The 24,999-nt window shown below is 62.5% G+C and carries 24 protein-coding genes; 11 read left to right on the top strand and 13 right to left on the bottom strand.

What is annotated here, in order from left to right; all coding sequences use genetic code 11:
• Positions 1 to 5 precede the first annotated feature (5 nt).
• Both MRBLSP13_RS10120 and MRBLSP13_RS10115 read right to left on the bottom strand, forming a co-directional pair.
• Positions 6 to 1,460, bottom strand: coding sequence for an AMP nucleosidase (locus MRBLSP13_RS10120; protein ID WP_363734810.1), 1,455 nt, complete (start codon positions 1,458 to 1,460; stop codon positions 6 to 8).
• Between the two features lie 72 nt (positions 1,461 to 1,532).
• Positions 1,533 to 2,015, bottom strand: a complete 483-nt coding sequence (locus tag MRBLSP13_RS10115) for a peroxiredoxin (RefSeq protein ID WP_133652018.1) — start codon at positions 2,013 to 2,015, stop codon at positions 1,533 to 1,535.
• Positions 2,016 to 2,160: 145 nt separating this feature from the next.
• Between MRBLSP13_RS10115 and MRBLSP13_RS10110 the strand changes: the two genes are divergently transcribed.
• Together MRBLSP13_RS10110 and ahcY are read left to right on the top strand one after the other, a co-directional pair.
• Complete coding sequence (locus MRBLSP13_RS10110; protein WP_363754255.1) at positions 2,161 to 2,721, top strand: YqgE/AlgH family protein; 561 nt, start codon at positions 2,161 to 2,163, stop codon at positions 2,719 to 2,721.
• 377 nt (positions 2,722 to 3,098) lie between these two features.
• Positions 3,099 to 4,508 carry an adenosylhomocysteinase gene (ahcY, locus tag MRBLSP13_RS10105; RefSeq protein WP_363734812.1) on the top strand — a complete coding sequence of 470 codons (1,410 nt, stop codon included), beginning with the start codon at positions 3,099 to 3,101 and terminating at the stop codon, positions 4,506 to 4,508.
• 202 nt (positions 4,509 to 4,710) lie between these two features.
• Here ahcY and MRBLSP13_RS10100 read toward each other — a convergent pair whose 3' ends face one another.
• From MRBLSP13_RS10100 to MRBLSP13_RS10090, 3 genes are read right to left on the bottom strand one after another with little or no spacing between them, the layout of a single operon-like run.
• A complete protein-coding gene (locus MRBLSP13_RS10100) occupies positions 4,711 to 4,992 on the bottom strand; it encodes an acylphosphatase (protein WP_363754252.1) in 282 nt (93 codons plus the stop codon).
• Positions 4,992 to 5,726: an NYN domain-containing protein gene (locus tag MRBLSP13_RS10095; RefSeq protein WP_363754250.1), complete on the bottom strand. Its 735-nt coding sequence runs from the start codon at positions 5,724 to 5,726 to the stop codon at positions 4,992 to 4,994. Before MRBLSP13_RS10095 ends, MRBLSP13_RS10100 begins: the two co-directional genes overlap by 1 nt.
• Positions 5,726 to 6,376: a carbonic anhydrase gene (locus MRBLSP13_RS10090; RefSeq protein WP_363734815.1), complete on the bottom strand. Its 651-nt coding sequence runs from the start codon at positions 6,374 to 6,376 to the stop codon at positions 5,726 to 5,728. The genes MRBLSP13_RS10095 and MRBLSP13_RS10090 overlap by 1 nt, the downstream gene beginning before the upstream one ends.
• Before the next feature lie 20 nt (positions 6,377 to 6,396).
• Here MRBLSP13_RS10090 and lipA point away from each other — a divergent pair, with 20 nt between their 5' ends.
• Both lipA and MRBLSP13_RS10080 read left to right on the top strand, forming a co-directional pair.
• Positions 6,397 to 7,380 carry a lipoyl synthase gene (gene lipA, locus MRBLSP13_RS10085; protein ID WP_363754247.1) on the top strand — a complete coding sequence of 328 codons (984 nt, stop codon included), beginning with the start codon at positions 6,397 to 6,399 and terminating at the stop codon, positions 7,378 to 7,380.
• A 4-nt stretch (positions 7,381 to 7,384) separates the two neighbouring features.
• Complete coding sequence (locus MRBLSP13_RS10080) at positions 7,385 to 7,861, top strand: type II toxin-antitoxin system RatA family toxin (RefSeq protein ID WP_363734816.1); 477 nt, start codon at positions 7,385 to 7,387, stop codon at positions 7,859 to 7,861.
• Here MRBLSP13_RS10080 and MRBLSP13_RS10075 read toward each other — a convergent pair.
• Complete coding sequence (locus MRBLSP13_RS10075; RefSeq protein ID WP_363734817.1) at positions 7,807 to 8,325, bottom strand: CinA family protein; 519 nt, start codon at positions 8,323 to 8,325, stop codon at positions 7,807 to 7,809. The two genes, MRBLSP13_RS10080 and MRBLSP13_RS10075, sit on opposite strands and share 55 nt — an antisense overlap.
• Positions 8,326 to 8,329: 4 nt before the next feature.
• Positions 8,330 to 9,496 carry a bifunctional 2-C-methyl-D-erythritol 4-phosphate cytidylyltransferase/2-C-methyl-D-erythritol 2,4-cyclodiphosphate synthase gene (locus MRBLSP13_RS10070; RefSeq protein WP_363754244.1) on the bottom strand — a complete coding sequence of 389 codons (1,167 nt, stop codon included), beginning with the start codon at positions 9,494 to 9,496 and terminating at the stop codon, positions 8,330 to 8,332.
• A 106-nt stretch (positions 9,497 to 9,602) separates the two neighbouring features.
• Here MRBLSP13_RS10070 and dusB point away from each other — a divergent pair, with 106 nt between their 5' ends.
• The 7 genes from dusB to hflX all read left to right on the top strand — a co-directional run bounded on the left by dusB (position 9,603) and on the right by hflX (position 18,967).
• The gene (gene dusB, locus MRBLSP13_RS10065; protein WP_363734820.1) at positions 9,603 to 10,622 is read left to right on the top strand and encodes a tRNA dihydrouridine synthase DusB; all 1,020 of its coding nucleotides are present in this window, start codon (positions 9,603 to 9,605) and stop codon (positions 10,620 to 10,622) included.
• Positions 10,619 to 11,728 carry a two-component system sensor histidine kinase NtrB gene (locus MRBLSP13_RS10060; protein ID WP_363734821.1) on the top strand — a complete coding sequence of 370 codons (1,110 nt, stop codon included), beginning with the start codon at positions 10,619 to 10,621 and terminating at the stop codon, positions 11,726 to 11,728. The genes dusB and MRBLSP13_RS10060 overlap by 4 nt, the downstream gene beginning before the upstream one ends.
• 13 nt (positions 11,729 to 11,741) lie before the next feature.
• Positions 11,742 to 13,187 (top strand): nitrogen regulation protein NR(I), encoded by a 1,446-nt coding sequence (gene ntrC / locus MRBLSP13_RS10055; RefSeq protein ID WP_363734823.1) that lies wholly within the window; start codon positions 11,742 to 11,744, stop codon positions 13,185 to 13,187.
• Positions 13,188 to 13,304: 117 nt separating this feature from the next.
• Positions 13,305 to 15,569, top strand: a complete 2,265-nt coding sequence (locus MRBLSP13_RS10050) for a sensor histidine kinase (protein ID WP_363734825.1) — start codon at positions 13,305 to 13,307, stop codon at positions 15,567 to 15,569.
• Positions 15,559 to 16,932: a sigma-54-dependent transcriptional regulator gene (locus tag MRBLSP13_RS10045; protein WP_133652005.1), complete on the top strand. Its 1,374-nt coding sequence runs from the start codon at positions 15,559 to 15,561 to the stop codon at positions 16,930 to 16,932. The genes MRBLSP13_RS10050 and MRBLSP13_RS10045 overlap by 11 nt, the downstream gene beginning before the upstream one ends.
• A 155-nt stretch (positions 16,933 to 17,087) precedes the next feature.
• The gene (hfq, locus tag MRBLSP13_RS10040) at positions 17,088 to 17,570 is read left to right on the top strand and encodes an RNA chaperone Hfq (RefSeq protein ID WP_133652004.1); all 483 of its coding nucleotides are present in this window, start codon (positions 17,088 to 17,090) and stop codon (positions 17,568 to 17,570) included.
• Positions 17,571 to 17,635: 65 nt separating this feature from the next.
• Positions 17,636 to 18,967 (top strand): GTPase HflX, encoded by a 1,332-nt coding sequence (gene hflX / locus MRBLSP13_RS10035; RefSeq protein WP_363734827.1) that lies wholly within the window; start codon positions 17,636 to 17,638, stop codon positions 18,965 to 18,967.
• Between the two features lie 36 nt (positions 18,968 to 19,003).
• On the opposite strand, the gene mazG is transcribed toward hflX, so the two are convergent.
• The 6 genes from mazG to metG form a co-directional block, all read right to left on the bottom strand.
• A complete protein-coding gene (gene mazG, locus MRBLSP13_RS10030; protein WP_133652002.1) occupies positions 19,004 to 19,795 on the bottom strand; it encodes a nucleoside triphosphate pyrophosphohydrolase in 792 nt (263 codons plus the stop codon).
• Between the two features lie 123 nt (positions 19,796 to 19,918).
• Complete coding sequence (locus MRBLSP13_RS10025; protein WP_363734828.1) at positions 19,919 to 21,214, bottom strand: MFS transporter; 1,296 nt, start codon at positions 21,212 to 21,214, stop codon at positions 19,919 to 19,921.
• Complete coding sequence (locus tag MRBLSP13_RS10020) at positions 21,211 to 21,846, bottom strand: retropepsin-like aspartic protease family protein (RefSeq protein WP_363754355.1); 636 nt, start codon at positions 21,844 to 21,846, stop codon at positions 21,211 to 21,213. The genes MRBLSP13_RS10025 and MRBLSP13_RS10020 overlap by 4 nt, the downstream gene beginning before the upstream one ends.
• A gap of 16 nt (positions 21,847 to 21,862) precedes the next feature.
• A complete protein-coding gene (locus tag MRBLSP13_RS10015; RefSeq protein ID WP_363734831.1) occupies positions 21,863 to 22,642 on the bottom strand; it encodes an MBL fold metallo-hydrolase in 780 nt (259 codons plus the stop codon).
• Positions 22,639 to 23,412, bottom strand: coding sequence for a TatD family hydrolase (locus tag MRBLSP13_RS10010; protein WP_363754241.1), 774 nt, complete (start codon positions 23,410 to 23,412; stop codon positions 22,639 to 22,641). Before MRBLSP13_RS10010 ends, MRBLSP13_RS10015 begins: the two co-directional genes overlap by 4 nt.
• A 4-nt stretch (positions 23,413 to 23,416) precedes the next feature.
• Complete coding sequence (metG, locus tag MRBLSP13_RS10005) at positions 23,417 to 24,979, bottom strand: methionine--tRNA ligase (protein ID WP_363754238.1); 1,563 nt, start codon at positions 24,977 to 24,979, stop codon at positions 23,417 to 23,419.
• Between the last annotated feature and the right edge of the window lie 20 nt (positions 24,980 to 24,999).

Genomic DNA, 24,999 nt, shown 5'->3' with positions numbered 1-24,999 from the left:
GGTGCTTACCGAAAGGGCGGCTCGTTGAAGGCGCGCAGCTTGCGGCTGTGCAGCTTCGGCCCCTCCTGCCGCAGCAGTTCGCAGGTCATCAGGCCCACCCGCAAATGGCCCGCAATGGCTTCCTCATAGAAGCGGTTGGCCTGCCCCGGCAATTTCAGTTCGCCATGGATCGGCTTGTCCGAAACGCAGAGCAGCGTTCCATAGGGCACTCGAAACCGATAGCCCTGCGCGGCGATCGTCGCCGACTCCATGTCTATGCCGACCGCACGCGACAGGCTGAAGCGCAGCGCCGAACTGGAGTAGCGCAGTTCCCAGTTGCGGTCGTCGGTCGTGACGACCGTGCCCGTGCGCAGGCGACGCTTGAAATCCTCCCGGTCGTCACCGCCCAGCACGGCTTCGGCCGCCTTCGCCAGCGCCACCTGGACCTCCGCAATGGCGGGAACAGGGATTTCCGGCGGCAGCATCTCATCCAGCACATGATCATCGCGCAGATAGGCGTGCGCCAGCACATAGTCGCCGATCCGCTGGCTGGGGCGCAGGCCGCCGCAATGGCCGATCATCAGCCAGGCTTCCGGACGCACCACGGCCAGATGATCGCAGATGGTCTTTGCATTGGACGGGCCGACGCCGATATTGACCAGCGTGATCCCGCTGCGATCGGGCGCGATCAGGTGATAGGCGGGCATCTGGTGCCGGCGCCATGCGCTGTCCGCGATCATCCGGGCGGGATCGGCGGTTTCCGGCGTCACATAGACTCCGCCCGCCCCGGACAGCGCGGTGTAGCGGTTTCCCTCCCGCTGCAATTCGGCACAGGCCCAGGCCACGAATTCGTCCACATAGCGATGATAGTTGGTGAACAGGATGTAGCGCTGCACATGCTCCGCCGGCGTGCCGGTATAATGTTTGAGCCGCGCCAGCGAGAAATCAGTGCGCAGTCCATCGAACAGGGCAAGCGGCCTTTCGCCCGCGCTGTCCTGCATGAACAGGCCGTCGGCGATCTCATCCCCGATTTCCGCCAGTTCGGTGGCCGGGAAGTGGCGCGCGAGTTCGGTCGGCGGCGTGCCATCCAGCGCGCTCATGTCCAGGCCGTCCAGGACATAGGGAAAGGGAATCTGCTGCTCGCTGATCCCCGTTTCGACCGTCACGCCATAATCGCGGACGAGAAGGTCGATCTGTTCGGCCAGATAATCGCCGAACATGGCGGGACGGGTGACGGTCGTCACATAGCGGCCAGGCCTGGACAGCCGCGCGAAGGAACGGCCGGGGGGCGGCGCGTCCGACTCGCCATGATGGGTGATCCGCAATTCCGGATAGCAGAAACGTCCATCCGTCCGGGCTTCGGGAACCGGAACGCTGCCGTCGCTGGCGTAGGCACGCATGGCCTGGCGGAGATTTTCGATGGAATTCCGATAGATTTCGTCGAGCTCAGCGACGATCGCACTGCCGATGCTTTTTGTCATCGAACCTTGGTAACGCACTAATGTGACCGAAGAAAGATGCGCGCCCGATCAGAGGCGCGCATCCTGCAAGATTCAGATCTGATCGAGCATATATTCGGCCGACGAGACCTTGTAGTCGCCCGGCGCCTCGACATTCAGTTCCGCAACGACGCCGTCCTTGACGATCATGGAGAAACGCTGACCGCGCGTGCCCATGCCGAACTTGCTGCCGTCCATGGTAAGGCCGACTGCCTGTGCGAAATCCGCATTGCCGTCCGCCAGCATCGTCACCTTGCCATCGGCGTTGGCGGACTTGCCCCAGGCGCCCATGACGAAAGCGTCGTTGACGGCGGTGCAGGCGATCTCATCGACGCCCTTGCCCTTCAGTTCTTCCGCCTTCTCTACGAAGCCGGGCAGATGCCGCGCGGAACAGGTGGGCGTGAAGGCTCCCGGCACGGAAAAAAGCGCGACGGTGCGGCCGGCGAAGAAATCGTCCGAAGCGACCTGCTCGGGGCCGTTTTCGGTCATCTTGACGAAAGTGGTGCTGGGGACGCGTTCGCCCTTCGAAATGGTCATCGTCTGCCTCCTGGCCTTGTTTGGGTCGGCGGCACGTTGGGCTTGGAGGCCGGTCTGTCAAGGGGTTGCGCGGAATATGGCGCACTGCCCCTTCCAAGCGATGGCTCGCCATTGGCAAAGGCGGCAAGGCGCGTATATTTGACGGATGACCCCAACACGCTCCTATGCCGGTCAATTCCTGCTCGCCCTGCCGGGGATGGAGGACATGCGGTTCGATCATTCCGTCATCGCCATGTGCGTGCATGACGAGGGCGGATCGCTGGGCATTGCCGTCAGCGACGAGATTGACGGCGTCAGCCTGCATGACCTGCTGGAGAGCTTTGACATCGAGCCGCGCAATGTCCCGGATGTACCCGTGCTGCGCGGCGGGCCAGTGGAACCCCGGCGCGGCTTCGTCCTGCATTCGCTCGACTGGGGTGGGCATGACATGGTGGCCGTGGGCGAGGGATGGGGCCTGTCCGGCTCGCTCGAAATCCTGAAGGCGATTGCGGAAGGGAAGGGGCCGAGTCGCTATCTGGTCGCCCTGGGCTATGCTGGCTGGGGCGCGGGACAACTGGACGAGGAAATGAACGGCGAAAGCTGGTTTCCGACCAGCTGCACCGCCGAGCTTCTGTTCGACGTCCCTGCGGCGCGGAAATGGTCCGCCGCCTATGCCTCTGCCGGAGTCGACGCCTCCCATCTGGTCAGCGGTGCGGGATCGGCCTGACCCGCAGGTCGGATCGCGGCCGTAAGCATGGCGGCTGCGATGGCTTGTTTCTCCATCGTAGCTGAACCCTTTGTGGTGAAATTCAGCTAAGCTTCGTCGTTGATGGTCCGTCAAGGACGGGTGCAGCCTTGTCCTCTGCCGCTACGATCGGCCCGCATCGGTCGGACATGCCTTGGGACATCGCCACCGCATTGGCGGCAGATGATTCTTTGTCGAAGGAGCCGGTGAAGGTCGCGTTGCGCGGCCCGGCGGAATAGACATAAAGAAAACTTTATATTGAGTTGCCATGGAGGGCGGCGATTGGTAAAGCCCAGCCCATCGCCGCCGTTCGTTCATTCGGGCGGCGGCCTCAATCTTAACGATATGGAGACAGGCTCGTGGCCACCGCACCCGCCACCCAGGCGCAGGATTATGTGATCCGCGACATCAGCCTTGCCGCTTTCGGCCGCAAGGAAATCGAAATCGCGGAAACCGAAATGCCGGGCCTGATGGCCCTGCGCGCCGAATTCGGCGCCGCCAAGCCGCTGAAGGGCGCGCGCATCACGGGGTCGCTGCACATGACGATCCAGACCGCCGTGCTGATCGAGACGCTGGCGGAACTGGGCGCTGAAATCCGCTGGGCATCGTGCAACATCTTCTCCACCCAGGATCATGCCGCCGCCGCCATCGCGGCGCGGGGCATCCCGGTGTTCGCCGTGAAGGGCGAGACGTTGGAGGAATATTGGGACTATGTCATCCGCATCTTCGATTGGGGTGACACGGTCTGCAACATGATCCTGGACGATGGCGGGGACGCCACCATGTTCGCGCTGTGGGGCGCCCGCGTCGAGGCCGGGGAAGAGCTGTTCACCCCCGGCAACGAAGAAGAGGAAATTTTCGTCGCCACGCTGAAGCGCTTCCTGGCGGAGCGTCCGGGTTATCTGACGGAGACGGTCAAGGCCATCAAGGGCGTGTCGGAAGAGACCACCACGGGCGTCCACCGCCTTTATGAGCTGGCGAAGAAGGGCAAGCTGCCTTTCCCGGCGATCAACGTCAACGACAGCGTCACCAAGTCGAAGTTCGACAATCTCTATGGTTGCAAGGAATCGCTGGTCGACGCGATCCGCCGCGCCACCGACGTCATGCTGGCCGGCAAGGTTGCCGTGGTCGCCGGTTTCGGCGACGTGGGCAAGGGTTCCGCCGCTTCGCTCCGCAACGGCGGCGCGCGCGTGCTGGTCACCGAAATCGATCCGATCTGCGCATTGCAGGCGGCGATGGAGGGCTATGAAGTCGTCACGATGGAAGAGGCGGCCAGCCGCGCGGACATTTTCGTCACCGCGACCGGCAATGAGGACGTCATCACCGTCGATCACATGCGCGCGATGAAGAACATGGCGATCGTCTGCAACATCGGCCATTTCGACAGCGAGATCCAGATCGCGGGCCTCAACAACATGAAGTGGACCGAGATCAAGCCGCAGGTCGACGAGGTGGAGTTTGCCGACGGGAAGAAGATCATCGTCCTGGCCAAGGGACGGCTGGTGAACCTGGGCTGCGCCACCGGCCATCCGAGCTTCGTCATGTCCTCTTCCTTCACCAACCAGGTGTTGGCGCAGATCGAGCTTTGGACCAAGTCGGGCGAATATAAGAACGAAGTCTATGTGCTGCCCAAGCATCTGGACGAAAAGGTCGCGGCGCTTCACCTGGAGAAGCTGGGCGTGAAGCTGTCGAAGCTGACGCCCAAGCAGGCCGCCTATATCGGCGTGACGCAGGAAGGTCCGTTCAAGCCGGATCATTACCGCTACTGATCCAGAGCATTTTTCAACTTGGCCGTTTTCGGCCAGTTCGAAAGCGCTTTGCGGGGACGGGAAGGGGAGGCGTTGACCTCCCCTTTTTTGCGAGCGGTCTCGGCCTCAGTACAGCGACGAAGGGGACGAAAAATGCCTTTCTGTCGTACCGCTGTCGTCCTTCGGTTTGTGGATCAGCGGCATTCCGCCTGATGCAGATCGCTCAAGCGGTTGGATGTTGCTCGAATTTCAGATGTCCTTCCGCCGCCACTTCGGTCGCATCTATCCGCGCGACACGGGCTGCCGGCGGACCTTGGCCGGCCAGGGCAATGAACCGCTCGACCGCATCATCCTGCCCTTCGATCAACGCCTCGACGCTGCCGTCGATACGATTGCGGACCCATCCCGCAAGGCCGAGCCGACGGGCGGCCTCGACCGCCCAACCGCGGTAGAATACGCCCTGCACCTTTCCATGGATCGTCAGGTGCCGGGCGACGGTTCCCATCAATGCACCCGCTTGATCCAGGTCTGGCCGTCGCGGCTTTCGACCTTGAAATTCTTGATCGAGCGGACGAGGTCGGACAGCCGCTTGAACCCATAGTTGCGGGTGTCGAAGCTGGAGCGGTTGCCCGCAAGCTGGCCGACTTCGCTGAGGCGGGCAAAACCCTGATCGTCGCGTTTGACGGCGTTATAGGCATCGATCAGCAGCTTGACGAGATCGGGCGCGACCTCGGTGGCGTCGGGGGAGGCGGGTTCCTCCATCGATTCCTCCAGCTCAACGGGCGTTTCTCTTGTGCTGGTAAGCGCGCCGACATCGATGAAGCGGGTGCAGGCGCTGCGGAACGCCTGCGGCGTCTTGTCAGTGCCGAAGCCGTAGACCGGCAGGCCTTCCTGCCGGATGCGCGTGACCAGCGGCGTGAAATCGCTGTCGCTCGACATCAGGCCGAAGCCCGTGACGCGACCCGACGCAATGAGATCCATGGCGTCGATCGTCATCTTCATGTCCGTCGCATTCTTGCCCCTGGTCAGGTCGAACTGCTGCTGCGTTTCGATCGCCTGCGTCACGGCCTGCTGCGCCCAACCCTTCAGCGCGGGTTTGCTCCAGTTGCCGTAGGCGCGCCTTATGTTGACCGTGCCCAGTTCCGCCAGAACGGTCAGCACCGGATCGAAATGATCGGCAGAGACATTGTCTGCATCGATCAGCAGGGCGATATTGCCGCTGGGGATCGATGCGACCATCAGCCTTCCAGCGCCGCCGGGCTGAACTGTCCGCTCGCTTCGTCCAGCAGGTGAAGCTGGCCGTCGGCAATGGCGAAGAAGGCACCGACCAGCCTGATCTCGCCGGTCCGTTCCTTGGCGCGGACGCAGGGAAAGCTGCGCAGGTTGGCCAGGCTGACCTTGACGCCTTCCTGTTCCATGGCCCGTTCCGCGTCGCGGCTGCGGTCATCGCCGAAGCGTTCCACCACCTTCTCCCGCGCTTCGTCGAGCAGTTCGATCCAATTGTGGATGAAGCCGCCCTCGCCGGGGGGCGCATCTTTCAGCGAATGGCTGAGAGCCGCCTTGCAACCGCCGCATTTGCCATGGCCCATGACGACGATCTCTCCGACCTTCAGCACCTGAACGGCGAATTCCAGCGCCGCGGACACGCCGTGGCGGCCGGGGTTGGTTTCGAAGGGCGGGACCAGCGCAGCCACGTTGCGGACCACGAAAATCTCTCCAGGGCTGGTGTCGAATATCTGCGCGGGATCGACTCGGCTGTCGGAACAGGCGATCACCATGACGCGCGGGCTTTGTCCTTCGTTGAGTTCGTCCCATCGTCCCCGCTGCATCGTCCAGCCCGTATTCCGGAAACGGCGATAGCCGGCGAGCATATCAGCAAAATCGGTCATGCGCCGGTCTGTGCCGAACAATGATGGGGCTGGCAAGAGCGCTCTCGCATCGCTATCTGGGGCGCATGACCGATATCGTCCCGATCCCCGCGCCCGCCGCGCGGCCCGAACGCACCCGCAAGCCCGACTGGATTCGCGTCAAGGCGCCGACCAGCCCCGGCTATAACGAGACGCGCAAGCTGATGCGGGAAAAGGGACTTGCGACGGTGTGCGAGGAAGCAGCCTGCCCGAACATCGGGGAATGCTGGACCAAGAAGCATGCGACCGTGATGATCCTGGGCGATGTGTGCACGCGGGCCTGCGCCTTCTGCAACGTCAAGACCGGCATGCCGCGCAAGGTGGATCCCAACGAGCCGCAGAACCTGGCCGACGCCTGCGCGGAAATGGGGCTGGAACATATCGTCATCACCTCCGTCGATCGCGACGACCTGCCCGATGGCGGCGCGTCGCAGTTCGTGAAGGTGATCGAGGCGTTGCGCCGCACGACGCCGGACACGACCATTGAAATCCTCACCCCTGATTTCCGCAACAAGCATGAACGCGCGGTCGAGATGATCGTGGCTGCGCGGCCCGACGTCTACAACCATAATCTGGAGACTGTGCCGCGTTTGTACCCCACCATCCGGCCCGGCGCGCGCTATTATGCGTCCTTGCGGTTGCTGGAGACGGTGAAGAAGCTCGATCCGTCAATCTTCACCAAATCCGGCATCATGCTGGGGCTGGGGGAGGAACGGCTGGAAGTCCACCAGGTGATGGACGACATGCGATCGGCCGATATCGATTTCCTCACCATGGGCCAGTATCTCCAGCCCACGCCCAAGCATGCCAAGGTGATGGAGTTCGTCACCCCCGCGGCGTTCAACGCCTATGCGGCGATTGCGCGGGCCAAGGGCTTCCTGCAGGTGGCATCCAGCCCGCTTACGCGATCCAGCTATCATGCGGGCAAGGATTTTGCCGAGATGCGCGCGGCCAGAGAGGCCCAACTGGCGAAGGCAGCCCGATAAGCCGATGCCCAAGCATAACGAAACGAGGCCGCTTCCCTATACGCCTGAACAGATGTTCGACCTGGTGGCGAATGTCGAGGCCTATCCCGAATTCCTGCCCTGGGTCAGCGCGATCCGGGTCCGGTCCGATAGCGATTCGGAAATGGTCGCGGACATGATCGTCGGCTTCAAGGGGATCAAGGAAAGCTTCACGTCCCGCGTGCACAAGCACCGGCCAGACCATGTGCGGGTCGATTATCTCGACGGGCCGCTCAAGCATCTCCACAATGAATGGAACTTCCGCGATGACGGCAAGGGCGGGGTGCTGGTGGATTTCGAGGTCGAGTTCGAATTCAAGAACAGGCTGTTCGAGATGCTGGCAGGGCAGATGTTCGACAAGGCGCTGCGCAAGATGATCGGTGCGTTCGAGACCCGCGCGGCGGAGCTTTACGGCGCCGGCGAGTCGGGCAGCAATAGTTCGAGCGCGCAGAGCGCCGCCTGAAGGCGGACGCCGCCCCGGCCCGTATCCCCGAAATAATGCATGTCGGCGACGATCTTGTCGGGGCTGGCGCCGCGCTCGGCGCGGGCGAAAACGACGGTACCGACGGGTTTCTGTTCCGATCCGCCGCCGGGACCCGCTATGCCCGTGATCGCGACGGCGACATTGGCGTGGCTCTTGTTGAGCGCGCCCTGAGCCATCGCCCAGGCAGTGGCGATGGAAACGGCGCCGAAAGTTTCAATGACATCTTGAGAAACCTTGAGCAGTTCGCTTTTCATATCATTGGAATAAGTGATAAATCCAGCTTCGAACACTTCTGACGAGCCGGCTATCTCGGTCAGCGCGGCGGACACCAGTCCGCCCGTGCAGCTTTCCGCCACGGCAATGGTACGACCGGCGCGCCGGTTGGCGCTGATGACGCGCTCGGCCAGGTCGACCAGCTGCGCGGGAAGGATGTTATCGGGCATGGAGTCAGATTAGCGCGGGGAGGGAGAGGGTGGCAACAGCCTGTGCGGCGATACCTTCCCGGCGTCCGGCAAAGCCCAGCCGTTCCGTGGTGGTCGCCTTCACGCTGACCCGATCCAGGGTAATGCCCAGGATTTCGGCGATCCGGTTGCGCATGGCGTCACGGTGGGGGCCGATTTTCGGCGCCTCGCAGATCAGCGTCAGGTCGACATGCTCGATAAAGCCGTCCCGTTTTGCGACGCGTCCCGCCGCATATTCCAGGAAGCGGGACGAGGCCGCGCCGCGCCATTGAGGGTCGGAAGGCGGAAAATGGCTGCCTATGTCGCCCTCCGCCAGGGCGCCGAGCAGGGCATCGACAAGGGCGTGGATCGCCACATCCGCGTCGCTGTGCCCCGCCAGGCCGCGATCGTGCGGAATGCGTATGCCGCACAGCCAAAGCTCCTCTTCGGGCGCAAGTCGGTGGACGTCATAGCCCATGCCCGTCCGCACGCTTCGAGCAGCGCCCAGTCGGGCTTCGGCGCGCGCAAAATCTTCAGCATAGGTCAATTTTTCCAGCCTTTCATCGCCCGCGACCAGCATGACGTCATGACCCGATTGCTGCACCATCTGGGCATCATCGGTTGCTTCCTGTGTACTGTCCCATAGCCGGTGCGCAGCCAGCAAGGCGTCGAAGCGAAAGGCCTGGGGCGTCTGGACACGGAACAGGCCATTGCGGTCGACGACCTCAGCGGCATTGTCCTGCTCGCTCCTGACCAATGTGTCTGCGACCGGCAAAACAGGGATCGCACCGATTGCCCCTTCCAAAGCGGCAAGCAGCCGATCGATCACCGGCGCAGGAAGAAAGGGGCGGGCCGCGTCATGAACGAATATGCGCGCCGCGCCGCCGGCGGAGGCGATATGCTCCAGGCCGGCACGCACCGACCCACGACGGCTGTCGGCGCCCTGAACGATTGCGGCGACGGGGCGATTTCCCAGCATGGCCCGCACATCGTCTTCCTGCCCCGCACCCACGACCAGCACGATGGAATCGATAGCCGGATGGCGTGCCAGCGCGTCGACGGCATGGATGAAAACCGGCTTGCCGCCGATGGGCCGGAATTGCTTGGGGATGTCGCCGCCCGCGCGGCTGCCCTGTCCTGCTGCGACCAGCAGGGCGACGGTTCGGTCTGTCATGGTCGCGCCTGTACCGCAGTGCCCGAGCGACCGCCAGCCCCGCTTCGCTTGCCGAGGATGCGGATTTCCGCTAAGGGCTGCCTGTTTTTTAGGCAGTGACGGAACGATGCAGAGGCTTTCCCCGATTTCCATAGGTCCGGTGACGATTGACATGCCGGTCGTGCTGGCGCCCATGACGGGCGTGACGGACATGCCGTTCCGCACGCTGGTGCGCCGCTATGGCTCCGGCCTGAACGTGACGGAGATGATCGCCACGGCCGCCATGATCCGCGAGACCCGCCAGTCGCTGCAGAAGGCGGCATGGCATCCGCTGGAGGAACCCGTTTCCATGCAGCTTGCCGGCTGCTCGCCCACGGAAATGGCGGAAGCGGCGAAGCTCAACGCCGATCGCGGCGCCGCGATCATCGATATCAACATGGGCTGCCCGGTGAAAAAGGTGGTGAACGGCGATGCCGGCAGCGCCCTGATGCGTGATCTGCCGCTCGCCGCTTCGCTGATCGACGCCACCGTCAAGGCTGTCGACGTGCCCGTCACGGTCAAGATGCGCATGGGTTGGGACCATGTCAGCCTCAACGCGCCCGAACTGGCCCGGATCGCAGAGGATCTGGGTGCGAAGCTGATCACGGTCCACGGCCGTACGCGCTGCCAGATGTACAAGGGGTCGGCGGACTGGGCCTTTGTCCGCAGCGTGAAGGAAGCGGTGTCGCTGCCCGTCATCGTCAATGGGGACATCTGCTCCATCGACGATGCCGAGACAGCGCTGGAGCAGAGCGGCGCCGATGGCGTGATGATCGGGCGGGGCGCCTATGGCCGACCCTGGCTGATCGGTCAGGTGATGCATTGGTTCCGCACGGGCGAGCGCTTGGCCGATCCCTTGCTGGACGAGCAATATCGCGTGATTACGGAACATTATCGCGCGATGTTGGAGCATTATGACAGTCACACTGGCGTGAACATGGCCCGCAAGCATATCGGCTGGTACACCAAGGGGCTGCCGGGCTCTGCCGAGTTCCGCAACGCAGTGAACCAGGAGCCGGACGGTGATGTCGTGCTGGACATGCTTGCGCGCTTCTACGAACCGCTGATTGCCGACGAGGGTCTGGTAGAGACACGCAAGGCGGCATGACGGCGGACATGACCACCATCCCATCGCTTCGACCGCAGCGGGATGGGCCATCGCTTTCCGAACTCATGACTGCGCTGCCGGTCGCAACTTTGGTGGTGCGGCCGGACAACAGCATCGCCGACGCCAATGTCCGCGCCGAAACGCTGCTCAACATGGCGCGTTCAGCCATAGTCGGAAGCGATATAGCGCGGACCATCCGCATGGCGGAGATGGGGGCGCGCTTCGACATCTGGCATAGCAACAAGCCGATCGCGGCCTATGACATTCGCGTGCATGCCGGACGCACGGCGGAGATGGAAGTCGACCTGATGATCGCGCCTATTGTCGATCATGAAGGCTGGCGCGTGGTATCGGTCCACACCCAGAGCCAGGCGCGCAAGATCGGCCATCGCGGCACGGCGGGAGGCGCGCGCTCGGCCATCGGCGCAGCGGCGATCCTGGCCCATGAGATCAAGAATCCCCTGTCGGGCATAAGGGGCGCGGCTCAATTGCTGGAATCGGGCAATGGCGGGCGCGACGCCGCTTTGACGCAACTCATCTGCAATGAGGTGGATCGGATAGCCGCGTTGATCGACCGGATGCAGGATTTCACCACCGACCGGACCCTGGAATGCCGCAGCGGCAACATCTACCCGCTGATCGACCGGGCGGCGAATATCGCCGCCGCCGGATTTGCAAGAAATATAAAGATCATAAAGAGTTATGATCCATCCCTGCCATTTGCCAATATCAACGAGGACGCGCTGGTGCAGGTGATGATCAACCTGCTCAAAAATGCTGCGGAAGCGCTGGAGCATTGCAAGAAGCCGCGCATTCGCGTGGAAACGGCGTTTCGCCACGGTGTGTCGGTGGTTGTCGGCAAGGGGAAGGGCAGCGCGGTGCTGCCCATCGAAATCCTGGTCGTCGACAATGGTCCCGGGGTGCCGGAGCATATATTGGACCACCTGTTCAATCCCTTCATCACCGGCAGGCGGGACGGGACGGGACTGGGGCTGGCGCTGGTGGACAAGCTGGTGCGCGACATGAGCGGGTTCGTGCAATATTCGCGCGATCATCAGGCAGGGGAATCGACCTTCCGAATCCTGCTGCCGATGGGGACTGGATGAAGACGGCAGGGTGATGGCGGTGACAGGCTCGATCTTGATGGTGGATGACGATCCGGCGATCTGCCTCGTCGTCGGTGAGGCCCTGCGGCGGCAGGGATACAGGGTGAAGACGGCGGCATCGATCCGAGAGCGCAGCGTCCTGCTGGAAAGCTTTTCGCCTGATGTCCTGATCACGGACGTCATGTTGCCGGACGGTGACGGGCTGGACGGCATTGCGGACATATTGGAGCGGCGCCCCGCGCTGAGCATCATCATCCTGTCGGCGCAGAACACGCTGAACACGGCGATCCGCGCCACGGAAAAGGGCGCGTTCGAATATCTGCCCAAGCCCTTCGATCTGAACGAGCTCACGCGCGCGGTGTCCGATGCGATCGGATCGGGCAAGGGAGCTGCCGAGGAAGCGACCGATAGCGGGTTGCCGCATGACGGACTGCCGCTGGTGGGGCGCTCCCCGGCGATGCAGGAGGTCTATCGGACCATCGCCCGAGTCCTGTCGAACGACCTCAGCATATTGGTGCTGGGGGAATCCGGCACGGGCAAGGAACTGGTGGCCGAGGCGATCCACAGCCTGGGTCAGCGGCGGACACGACCCTTTGTGGCGATCAACATGGCCGCCATTCCGCGCGAATTGATCGAGGCGGAACTGTTTGGTTATGAAAAGGGCGCCTTCACCGGAGCCCATGCCCGCACCGCCGGCAAATTCGAGCAGGCGCAGGGCGGCACGCTGTTCCTGGACGAGATCGGCGACATGCCGATGGAGGCGCAGACGCGGCTGCTACGCGTTTTGCAGTCGGGCGAAGTCACGACCGTGGGCGGCTCCAAACCGGTGAAGGTGAATGTTCGCATCATCGCAGCCACCAACAAGGACCTGCCCAGGCTGATCGAGGAGAATCGCTTCCGGCAGGATCTCTATTATCGGCTGAACGTGGTTCCCATCGCGTTGCCGGCACTGCGCGAGCGGCGGGAAGATGTGATCCTGCTTGCTCGCCACTTCCTTGATCGCGCGGCGCAGGAGGGGCTGCCGCGCAAGGCGCTGTCCGACGATGCCGCGCAATTGCTGATGGCCTATCATTGGCCCGGAAATGTGCGGGAGCTGCAGAATATCATGCAGCGGCTGGCGGTGTTGAGCCGCGAGAATGTGATCACGGCCGACCTGCTGCGCAACAGCCTGCCGCTGGATGCCGTTCCGGCCGATTATGCCGCGCCCGGCGATCTGCTGGGCCAGGCGGTGCGGGAATGGGCAAAGCGGCAACTGGGCATCGGCCTCACCCAGCCGAACCGAAGCCTGCATGATGACCTGCTGGCCGTGGTGGAGCCAATCCTGTTCCAGGAAACGCTGGCCAGCGTCGATGGAAACCAGATCCGCGCCGCCGGGCTGCTCGGCATCAACCGGAACACGCTGCGCAAGAAGCTGACCGATTATGGCCTCGATCCCTTGCAGCTTCGGATCGCCGATTAAGGCATCGGCCGACGGTCCGGTCGCCGGCGACGAAGCGAAAGCGCTTTTCGACCGGAAGCCATATGTTCATCAATTACTGTGTTTGATCGGGCACATTAATGTTGTAACCAAGCCACTATGGAAGGCGCAGTAACTCTTCCGGCGCGGGGCCGGGCATGGAAAAGGCGTTTTCCGCTTTTCCTGCGCCGTCGGCTTGCCGCGGTGGTGGAGGCTGTGACGCTCGTCCTGTTTCTGGGCATGGCGGGGATCACCTATTTCCTGCTGAGCGGGCAGGGGCAGTCATACACATTGCTGACGCCGCCCATAGTGGCGCTGCTGCTGGTGGCGAACCTGGTGCCAGCCATTGCGCTGCTCGTGCTGCTGGGGCGGCGGGTGGCGAAGCGGCGCGCGGCTCAGTCAGCGATCGGCAGCGACGGTCAGTTGCACGTTCGGCTGGTGGCGATCTTCTCCATCGTCGCCAGCGTGCCGATGCTGCTGGTCGTGATCTTCGCCTCCCTGCTCTTTCAATATGGCGTGCAATTCTGGTTTTCCGACAGTGCACGGGGCATGTTGCAGAACGCCAGCGATCTGGCGCGGGGCTATTATGAGCAGAACCTGCGCGACGTGCGCGACGAAACCGTCACCATGGCGAGCGACCTGCGCGATTATCTGGCTCAGTCGAAGGTTTCCAGTCCACGCTTTGCGGAAGGCTATATCTACCAGGTAGTCACGCGGAAGCTGAACCGCTCGGCGATCATCGAGATCGGGAAGGATGGCGTGGCGCGCACGGCGGCTACGGTCGATCCGGAAAGCCGGCCGGTTTCGGAAATGCTGACCCCCGATGTGGTGAAGCGGCTGGCCTCCGGCGAGGATGTGGTGGTTGCGGCGAAACCCAACCAGATCGAAGCGGTGACGCTGCTCTACCCCAATGCGAAAATCTATCTCTACGCCACCCGCGATTCCGGATCGACGGCCTTCAGCAATGTGGAACGGGCGCAGAAGGTGTTGTCGGATTACGACATATTTGCCGCACAGTCCCGCGCGCTGCAGTTGCGGTTCAACATATTGCTGTTCGTGGGGTCGCTGCTGCTGGTCGGCGTGGCTGTGTATATCGCGCTCAAGGTCGCAGACTGGATGGTGCGGCCGGTGAACGAACTGGTGATGGCGGCACGGCGAATCACGGCGGGCGACCTGTCGGCCCGCGTGACCAGTCCCCAGAGCCGGGACGAGATCGGCACGCTGGCCGCGGCCTTCAACCGCATGACCCAGCGCCTGGAGGCGCAGACCGGGGCGCTGGTGGCGGCGAACAGCCAGCTTGACGAGCGGCGCGCCTTTATCGAGGCGATCCTGTCGGGCGTGTCGGCCGGCGTGTTGTCGGTGGATCGCGAAGGTATCATCCTGCTGCTCAACAGCTCGGCGGCGGCCCTGCTGGTGAGGGAGGGGGACGATCCGGTAGGGCGGCCGCTGACCGAAATTTCCCCCGAACTGGCCTCGCTCATCACGTCCGAGGACGGCGCCGGCATCGTTCAGATCCGCGCCCATGGCGATGTACGGACGCTGGCGGTCAAGGTGTCGGAGGACGCATCGCGCCACATTCTGACATTCGACGATATCACCCAGCAGCTTTCCGATCAGCGCCGCGCCGCCTGGTCCGACGTGGCGCGGCGCATCGCGCATGAGATCAAGAATCCGCTCACCCCGATCCAGCTCGCCGCTGAACGGTTGCAGCGCCGCTATGCCGAGGAAGTGACGAGCGACAGGGCCACCTTCACCCGCCTGACCGGCACGATCGTGCGCCAGGTCGGTGACCTGCGCCGTATCGTGGATGAATTCTCCTCCTTCGCGCGCATGCCAAAGCCGGTGTTCCGGCGCGAGCGGATCGACGATATCGCTCGCCATGCGCTGTTCCTGCATGAAGTCGCCCATCCCGACATTCGCTTCCAATATCATTCGACGGACAGCGATGCGGAATTGGTATGCGATCGCCGGCAACTGGGGCAGGCGCTCACCAATATCGTCAAAAATGCCGTTGAGGCGATCGAGCCCAAGACCGTCTCGGACGGCGATGACTGGCGTGGCCAGGTCTCCATGAGTGTGGAGTATGATGGCGGCAATCTGCTGATTGCGGTGCAGGATAATGGCATTGGCCTGCCCCCGGAACGCGAACGCATTTTAGAGCCATATATGACGACCCGGACCAAGGGCACGGGCCTGGGCCTGGCGATCGTGAAGAAGATTGTCGAGGAACATATGGGTGAAATCCGCTTCGACGATGCCGACGGTGGGGGCGCTCGTGTGGCCCTGCGCTTTCCGGTGGCGGCGCTCGAAAAATTGGAAGAGGGGCAGGTCATTGCCTTGTCCCATGGCAAAACGACTGGAAAAGTGACGGCCAATGGCGCTTGATATTCTGATAGTCGACGATGAAGAGGACATTCGCGATCTGGTGGCGGGTGTCCTGGAGGATGAGGGTTTCGCCACGCGCACGGCCGCGAACAGCGACAGCGCGATCGAGGCGCTGGATGCGCGGCGCCCTTCGCTGGTGCTGCTGGACGTCTGGTTGCAGGGTTCCAGGCTCGATGGCCTGGAACTGCTGGACGAGATAAAGCGGCGGGATGCGACCATTCCGGTGCTGATGATCTCCGGCCACGGCAATATCGACACCGCCGTCGCCGCCATTCGCAAGGGGGCAGCGGATTTCATCGAAAAGCCTTTCGAGGCGGACCGGCTTCTGCATCTCGTATCGCGGGCAACCGAAACCGAACGGCTGCGGCGCGAGAACCAGGTGCTGCGGGCGCGCTTCGGGCAGGATGATGAGCTTACCGGCACATCGGCGGCGATCAATGCCGTTCGCGCCACCATCAAGAAAGTCGCGGGTACGGGCAGCAGGGTGCTGATTTCCGGACCCGCCGGGGTGGGCAAGGAAGTCGCCGCACGCATGCTGCACAGCTGGAGCGGACGGGCCGATGCCCCCTTCATCATCGTCGCCGCGGCGCGGATGGACCCGGATCGCGTCGAGGAAGAACTGTTCGGCGTCGAAGATCCGAGCGGACTGGTGCGTCCGGGCTATCTGGAGCAGGCGCATGGCGGTACGCTCTACCTGGACGAGATCGCGGACATGCCGCTCACGACGCAGGCGAAGATCCTGCGCGTGCTGACCGACCAGAGCTTCACCCGCGTCAGCGGCCAGCGGCAGGTCAAGGTGGACGTGCGCGTCATTTCCTCGACCGCGCTCAACCTGGCGAGCGAGATCGAGGAGCGGCGTTTCCGCGAGGACCTCTTCTATCGGCTCAACGTCGTGCCGCTGGTCATTCCGCCTCTGGCCGAGCGGCGGGACGATATTCCTCCGCTGGTCGAACATTATCTCGCGCGTTTCGCGGCGGAACGCCGGGTTCCGTCGCCGGAAATCGCCAGCGACGCCATGGCCGCGCTCCAGGCCAATGAATGGCCCGGCAATGTCCGCCAGCTTCGCAATGTCATCGAACGCACCATGATCCTGGCTCCGGGCGAGCGGATCGGACGGATCGAACTGGACATGCTGCCACCCGAACTCACCAGCAATGGTGGTTCGGAAGGCATGGGTCAGTCCGCGATCATGGGCGCGCCCCTTCGGGAGGCGCGGGAAAGTTTCGAGCGCGAATATCTGCGCATCCAGATCCGGCGCTTTTCGGGCAATATTTCCCGCACCGCAACCTTCATCGGCATGGAACGTTCGGCGCTTCACCGGAAGTTGAAGCTGCTGGGTATTACGGATGGGAAGGACGGTTGAGGCAAAGAGAGGCCTCTTCAGCCAAACTGGGCATGGACGGCTCTTCGCAATTGCGGTAGACTTGCCTCGCTTCCGACAGGCGGGGGCGAGCAAGACATCCTGCTTAAGGGTGCGAGCGCGGGTAACGTCCCGCCAATAAAGGACTGGTGAAGACCATGGCCGACAAAGTGAACAACCTTCAAGACATCTTCCTGAACAGCCTGCGCAAGAGCAAGACGCCGGTGACCATGTTCCTGGTCAAGGGCGTTAAATTGCAGGGCATCATTACCTGGTTCGACAATTTTTCCGTCCTGCTGCGGCGCGACGGGCAGTCGCAACTGGTATACAAGCATGCGATATCGACCGTCATGCCTGCCCAATCCATGGACCTTACCGATCTGCGCAAGGCGAGTGACGGCAACGGCAAGTCGAAGCTGCTACAGGAAATCTTCCTGAGCGCGGTGCGCAAGTCGGGCAGCCCGGTGACCATGTTCCTGGTGAACGGCGTCATGTTGCAGGGCGAAATCGCCGCCTTCGATCTTTTCTGCATGCTGCTGGAACGGGACGGCATGGTCCAGCTCGTTTACAAGCATGCCATTTCCACCGTGCAGCCGCTGCACGCGCTCGACCTCACCGGCGAGGGTGAGGGCGAGGATTGAACGCTTTTTCTTGTCTCTGCCGGGTTTCCCGTGAAGCCGGCAGAGGCGGGAAGCGTTAAGCCGTCATGGCCGTTTTCAACCGAGATTCAGCTGACGAAGTATCGCGTGGTGCACGCGCCATTGTTGTGCGCGCCGATGTCCATGGTCCGGAACGGCGTGACAGCGATGCGCGGCTGGACGAGGCGAGGGGGCTTGCCCTGGCTATCGGCATCGACGTGCGCGCAGCGCAGGCCTTCCGTGTGCGCGATCGAAAGCCGGCGACCCTGTTTGGTAGCGGACAGGTGGATCAGATCGCGACGCTGGCGCGGGCGGAAGATGCCGAACTGGTCATTGTCGACAATGCGCTCAGCCCCGTGCAGCAGAGCAATCTGGAAAAGGCGACCGAAACGAAGGTCATCGACCGGACCGGCCTGATCCTGGAAATTTTCGGTGAGCGTGCGGCGACCAATGAGGGGCGTCTGCAGGTCGAACTGGCGCATCTGGACTATCAGGCAGGACGGCTGGTGCGCAGTTGGACCCACCTGGAGCGGCAGCGGGGCGGTTTCGGCTTTCTTGGCGGTCCCGGTGAAACGCAGATCGAAGCGGACCGTCGGATGATCCGCGATCGCATGGCGAAGATCAGGCGCGAACTGGATCAGGTGACGAAGACGCGCGGCCTGCATCGGGCACGGCGGCAACGTGCGCCCTGGCCCGTGATCGCGCTGGTGGGTTATACCAATGCGGGCAAGTCAACGCTGTTCAACCGCCTGACCGGGGCTGACGTCATGGCGGAGGATTTGCTGTTCGCGACGCTTGACCCCACCATGCGTCAGATTGCCCTGCCGGGACTGGACAAGGCCATTCTTTCCGACACTGTGGGGTTCGTTTCTGACCTGCCGACGCAGTTGATCGCCGCATTTCGCGCCACGCTGGAAGAGGTGCTGTCGGCCGATCTGATCATCCATGTCCGCGATATTGCACATCCCGACAGCGAAGCGCAGCGCGACGACGTGATGGACGTACTGGCCGAGCTTGGCGTCGCGGGGGAAGGGGCGCTTGACGCGAGCGAGGGTGGTGATCCGCCGCCCATTATCGAAGCGTGGAACAAGCTGGACCTGCTGGACGAAGAGGCTGCGCTACTGGCGCGCGAGACCGCTGCGCGGCGGGACGATGTGGTGATCCTGTCCGCTTTGACCGGGGAGGGGGTCGACGACCTTCAGCGGGCCATCAGCAGCCGGCTGACCGCCGGTGCGCGAGTGCACCAGTTGCATGTGCCTCTTTCTGACGGCGCGGCCATGGCGTGGTTGCACGAACATGGCGAAGTGATTGGAAGCAAGGCCGATGGCGCGGACATGCTGGTGGATGTCCGCCTGTCCGATTCCGCATTGGCGCGGTTCCTCAAGCGTCTTGGGAAATAGCCTTTCGGGTTACCGGCCTGTCGCCGGGAAACCACTCTATTTCGCCTGTCGTAACCGCTCCTTTGCCTGCAGCCACAAGCCTTCCTTCTCATCGAGGGAAAGGGCGACGAAATCGTCGCCGGCCAAGGCTTCCATGATGCGGAAGCGCTTGTCGAACTTGCCGCTCGCCGCGCGCAGGGCAACCTCCGGATCAACCTTCAGATGGCGGGCGAGGTTGACCACGGCAAAGAGAAGATCGCCCACTTCCTCCTCTCGTTCGGATTGGGAAGTCGCCTCCCGCACTTCGTCCAGTTCTTCCTCGATCTTGGCCATGACACCGCCAAGATCGGGCCAGTCGAACCCTGTTCGAGCGGCGCGGTTCTGGAGCTTTTCAGCGCGGAGCAGGGCTGGAAGGGCTGTGGCGACGCCCGCCAGCGCGCTCGGATCAGATTCCTTTTCGGCACGCTCGGCCGCCTTGATGGCTTCCCATTGGGCGTGGCCGTCCTTCCTGTCTGTTCCTTCGCCGAAGACATGGGGATGGCGGCGGATCATCTTTTCCGTGATACCGTCGATGACCTCCTGCAATGTGAAATGACCCGCCTGTTCCGCCATGCGGCTGTGGAACGCCACCTGCAGCAGCAGATCGCCAAGTTCATCGCGCAGGGCCGCCATGTCGTCACGTTCTATGGCGTCGGCGACTTCGTAAGCTTCCTCGATCGTATAGGGCGCGATGCTGGCAAAATCCTGTTCGATATCCCAGGGGCAACCCGTTTCCGGATCGCGCAAACGCGCCATGACATTGGCGAGCGGCATGATGTCGGCGGGATTCGCCTTGCTGTTGGATGACATGCGGTACTCTGGATTGAGGAGATCTATGGCAGGGATAGATTGTCGGGACGCAGAAGGCCAGCTTGTCGAGCAGCTATCAAAGTCCGATAATAAGGATTATGTTAAATTTAACAGGCTGGACACTCAGTCTTCCAATATCAGGCTGTGCCGCTGCGTGTCGCGCATGCGTATGTAAACGATCAGCGAAATACCGATCATCACCGTCACATAGATGTAGAAGGCCTGCTCCACACCGAGCTTCTTGAACCAGAGCGCGACTAATTCCGCCGTGCCGCCGAACATGGTATTGGCCAGCGCATAAGGCAGCGCCACGCCCAGTGCCCGGATATGCGCTGGAAACAGTTCCGCCTTCACGACGGCGTTGATCGAGGTGTAGCCGGTTACGATCACCAGCCCGGCCATCACCAGCAGCCCGGCCATCCATGGGTCCTTGGTCACGGCCAGCGTCGCGAAGATGGGATAAGTGCAGGTGACGCCCAGCAGACCAAAGCCGATCATGAGCGGCTTGCGCCCGATGCGGTCGGAAAGAGCGCCGCCGAGAGGCTGGATCAGCATGAAAACAAAGAGCGTTATCCCATTGATCTGGGATGCTGCTTCACGGCTGATGCCGCTGGTGTTGACGAGGAATTTCTGCATGTAGATGGAATAGGCGTAGAAGGCGATCGTGCCGCCCGCGGTCAGCAACATGACTGTCAGCGTCTCTTTCGGATGCCGGGTTACCAGTTCCACGAAACCCGATCTGGGCGCACCCTCTGCCTGGGCTTTGGCGAAGCTCTGCGTTTCGGCCAGGCCGCGCCGCAGCCAGAAGACGATGATCGCCAACGCCCCGCCAATCAGGAAAGGAATGCGCCAGCCCCACGCATCCAGTTCAGCCTCGGTCAGCATGGCCTGGAGCGCCAACAGGACGCAGATGGCGACAAGCTGGCCGGCTATCAGCGTGACATATTGAAAGCTGGAGAAAAAGCCGCGGTGATTGCGCCCCGCCATTTCGGACAAATAGGTCGCGCTGGCGCCATATTCACCGCCGATCGACAATCCCTGCATCAGACGCGCCAGCACAAGCAGTAGCGGCGCGCCAACCCCGATACTGTCATAGGATGGCGTGACCGCGATCAGCAGCGAACCGGCGCACATCAGCGCCACGGACAAGGTCAGGCCGCTCTTGCGACCATGGCGATCGGCATAGACGCCCATCAGCCAGGCGCCGATGGGGCGCATCAGGAAGCCGACCGCGAAAATGCCGGCGGCGCTCAGCAACTGCGCGGTGCGGTCTTCGCTGGGGAAGAAATGCTGGGCGAAATAGAGGGTGAAGGCCGAATAGGCATACCAGTCATACCATTCCACCAGATTGCCCGTGGAACCGCCGATCACGGCTTTCAGGCGCTGTCGCTGATCGGGCGCGGCCATGTATGACGTCATGGTGTCAGCACCATCTCTCCATTCTGGACGGACCAGCTTTTCAGCCGTGACAGCATGTTCATCCCGATCACATTGACATCGCCAAAAGCCGAGGAAACGACAATGTCGAGATCGCTGGCGCGGATTGGGCCGACGACCAGCGTGGCGATTGTCGAGCGCTTGGCGTCGATCTTGCCGTTGGCGGTCATCATGCTGACGCCGGACGCATTCAGGTCGAAATTGAGGCCGGCGGCGCGCGCCGCCTCCACTGACAATGCGGTCACGCTGGCCCCGCTGTCGATCAGAAAGCGTGTCGGGTTCCCGTTGACCATTCCCTCGACCCAATAATGGCCGTCGGGCGCAACGGGTATTCGCAGTGCCTGCCCCTCCATGCGCGCGGTGGGCAAGGCTGTCGGCATATCATTGGTCGCCAGTGCGGGAGATCCGCCCCCTTCCCCCTTGATACGGCTGGCAAACAGGCCGTATTTCTCGCCAGCCTTGAACAGTCCAAGCAGCGCCGCGAAGATGACGATCCATAGCATGGCCATACGCAAGAGGCCGCCCATCGGCGCCCGCCGCGCGAGCAAGGCTGATCCGACCAGGACCAACGCCAGCACGTACCAGAGACTGGACATTGCCTGATCGCCACCCATTTCCCTGCCCTGCCCCTTATGATGCGCCCAGTTCGGCCACCAGCCCGTCATAACCCGGTTCGACGCCCGCCGGGAGTGTTCGGCAAAGCGACGCATAATCCATGCTCTGGTCCATATGGATCAATATGGCGCGGCGCGGTCGCACGGCCTGTACGGCATCCAGGGTAAGCGCCAGATGCGCGTGGGTTGGATGCGGCCGTTCCCGCAAGGCGTCGACCACCCATATGTCCAGCGCATCGTACAGTGCCATCATATCAGTCGTTATATCATGAAAATCAGTAGCATAGCCAATGGAATGGCCATCATACGTGAAACGGAATCCGGTGGAGAATATCTCGCCATGGGGCTGGTCGGTGCAGGCGATGCTGATGTCCCCGATGCGCAGGCCATCCGGCAGCGGATGCGGTTCGATCGTCGGATGATAGCCATGACGCCCTTCGAAGGCATAACCGAAGCGCTCCCGGAGCAAGCGAAGCGTCTGCGGACGCGCATAGCCGGGGACAGGCGTGCCGCGATGGTGGTAAAGCTGACGGACATCGTCCAGGCCGTGGCTGTGGTCGGCATGGTCGTGCGTCCACAGGATGGCGTCGATATGGATCACGTCGGCCGCGAGCAACTGCGCACGCATGTCCGGTGATGTGTCGATCAACAACCGGGTCGTGGGGCTTTCGATCAGGATCGATGCCCGGGTGCGGCGGTTCCTGGGCTCCTGCGGATCACAGGCGCCCCAATCATTGCCGATGCGGGGCACGCCCGAGGAGGTGCCGCTTCCCAGGATGGTGAGCTTGAGGCTCATGCCGCCTTGCTGAAAAGTGTACGGAAATTGGCTGCTGTTGCCTCAGCCAGTTGCTCGACGCTTTCGCCCCGTAAATTCGCCAGAAAACGGGCAGTGTCGGCCACGAAGGCGGGTTCGCACGGCTTGCCGCGATGGGGCACGGGCGCGAGGAAAGGAGCGTCGGTTTCGATCAGCAGCCTTTCGAGCGGCAGACGGGCAGCCGTTTCCTGAAGATCCCTGGCGTTCTTGAAGGTCACGATACCCGAAATGCTGATGTAGAAACCCAGTTCCATCGCTGCATCGGCAAAGGCGCCGCTGGCGGTAAAACAATGGATGACCCCGCCATAGGTCCCCTTCCCCATTTCATCGCGCATGATGGCCAGCGTGTCCTCCTCCGCATCGCGGGTGTGGACGATCAGCGGCAGGCCCGTTTCGCGAGAGGCGGCGATATGGGACCGGAAGCTGCGTTGCTGCCGCTCGCGATCGCTATGGTCGTAATAATAATCCAGGCCGGTCTCGCCTATGCCGACGATGCGTGGATGGGCTGCCCGTTCGACCAGCTTCGCGGTGTCGACATGGGGATGCTCGTCCGCTTCATGGGGGTGAATGCCGACGGTCGCCCACACATCCGTTTCGCGCAAGGCCGTTGCCAGCACATCGTCCCATTCGCTTTCGCGCGTGGCAATGTTGAGCATCAGGTCGACTCCAGCGCCCCTCGCCCGTTCGAGCACATTATGCTGATCGTCGATCAACCCCTTGTAATTCAAGTGACAATGGCTGTCTATGAACATGACGTCACGCCTCTTCAGCGGGCAGTTCGAGGCGCGGGAAGAGCGGCTTGGGCGTGCTCAGGGTAAAGCCGGACGCACGAAGCTGCGTATACCAGTCGCTGCCGATGGCAGAATAGTTCCTGCCATTCTCGGCTGTCCCCATCTGATCGAGCAGGGCGGAGGCGCTTGCGGGAATGATCGGCTGGACGATGATGGCAAGGTCGGCGATCGCTTCGTAAAGGGTGGCGAGCACCGCCTCCATCCTGGCAGGATCGGTCTTGCGGAGCGTCCAGGGCGCCTGGGCATCGATATAGGCGTTGCAGGCAAACACCGCGCGCATCCACGCTTCGATGGCTGTCGAGGGCCCAAGGTCTGCCATAGCGGCCTGGAAGGTCCGGGCCGCTTCCCCGACCGTTGCAAGAAGATCGCGATCGACCTCCTGCGCTGCGGGTTCGGGCAGGCGGCCCTCCAGATTCTTGGCAATGAAGCTCAGCGTTCGCTGGGCGAGATTGCCGAAGCTGTTGGCGAGGTCGCTGTTCGAACGGGCGACGATCGCCTCCGCACTGTAGCTGCCGTCATTGCCGAAGGTGACTTCCGACAGCAGGAAATAGCGGAGCTGATCCACGCCGAAGCGTTCGGCCAATTCCATCGGATCGGCCACATTGCCGAGCGACTTCGACATCTTCTCTCCCCGGTTGAGGAGGAAGCCGTGACCGAAGACCTGCCTGGGCAAGGGCAGCCGCGCACTCATCAGGAAGGCTGGCCAGTAAACGGTATGAAAACGCACGATATCCTTGCCGATGACATGCGTGATATCGCCACCTTCCGACCAGTAGTGGGCCATGCGGTCCGCATCATCGGGATAGCCGCAGCCCGTAAGATAGTTGGTGAGTGCGTCCACCCACACATACATGACATGGCCGTCGCTGCCGGGCACCTTGACACCCCAGTCGAAGCTGGTGCGCGACACGCTGAGGTCGGACAGGCCGCCCTCCACGAAGCGCATTATCTCATTGCGGCGGCTGTCAGGCTGGATGAAATCCGGCCGGCTGGTGTAAAGGTCCAGCAATTTCTGCTGATAGGCGGACAGGCGGAAGAACCAGCTTTCCTCCACCGTCCATTCGACAGGCGTGCCCTGGGGCGAGAGCTTCTGCCCGCCCTCTCCTTCGACCAGTTCCTTTTCGTCGTAAAAGGCTTCATCGCGGACGGAATACCAGCCTTCATAGCGGCCAAGATAGAGATCGCCGTTGGCCTCCATCGCCTGCCAGATCGCCTGGCTTGCGCGGTGATGATCCGGCTCGCTGGTGCGAATGAAACGATCATAGCTGATGTTGAGACCATCATTCATAGCCTTGAAATGTCCTGACATTTCGTCAGCAAGCGCGCGCGGCTCCATGTCCCTGTTGCGCGCGGTCTGGGCCATTTTCAGGCCATGTTCGTCCGTTCCGGTCTGAAAGAAGACGTCGCGGCCCATCATACGCTGGAAACGGGCGATCGCATCCGTTGCGATCACTTCATAGGCATGGCCGATATGCGGGCGGCCATTGGGGTAGCTGATGGCTGTCGTGATGGTATAGGGCTTGGACATGCGCTCTCCCTAGCGGGTGT

It is taken from the genome of Sphingobium sp. LSP13-1-1.1, from assembly GCF_040676415.1.
In the GTDB taxonomy this organism is placed as follows: Bacteria; Pseudomonadota; Alphaproteobacteria; order Sphingomonadales; family Sphingomonadaceae; genus Sphingobium.
The sequence above is the reverse complement of the archived record's forward strand: the minus strand, read 5'-3'. Positions and strand labels throughout refer to the sequence as shown.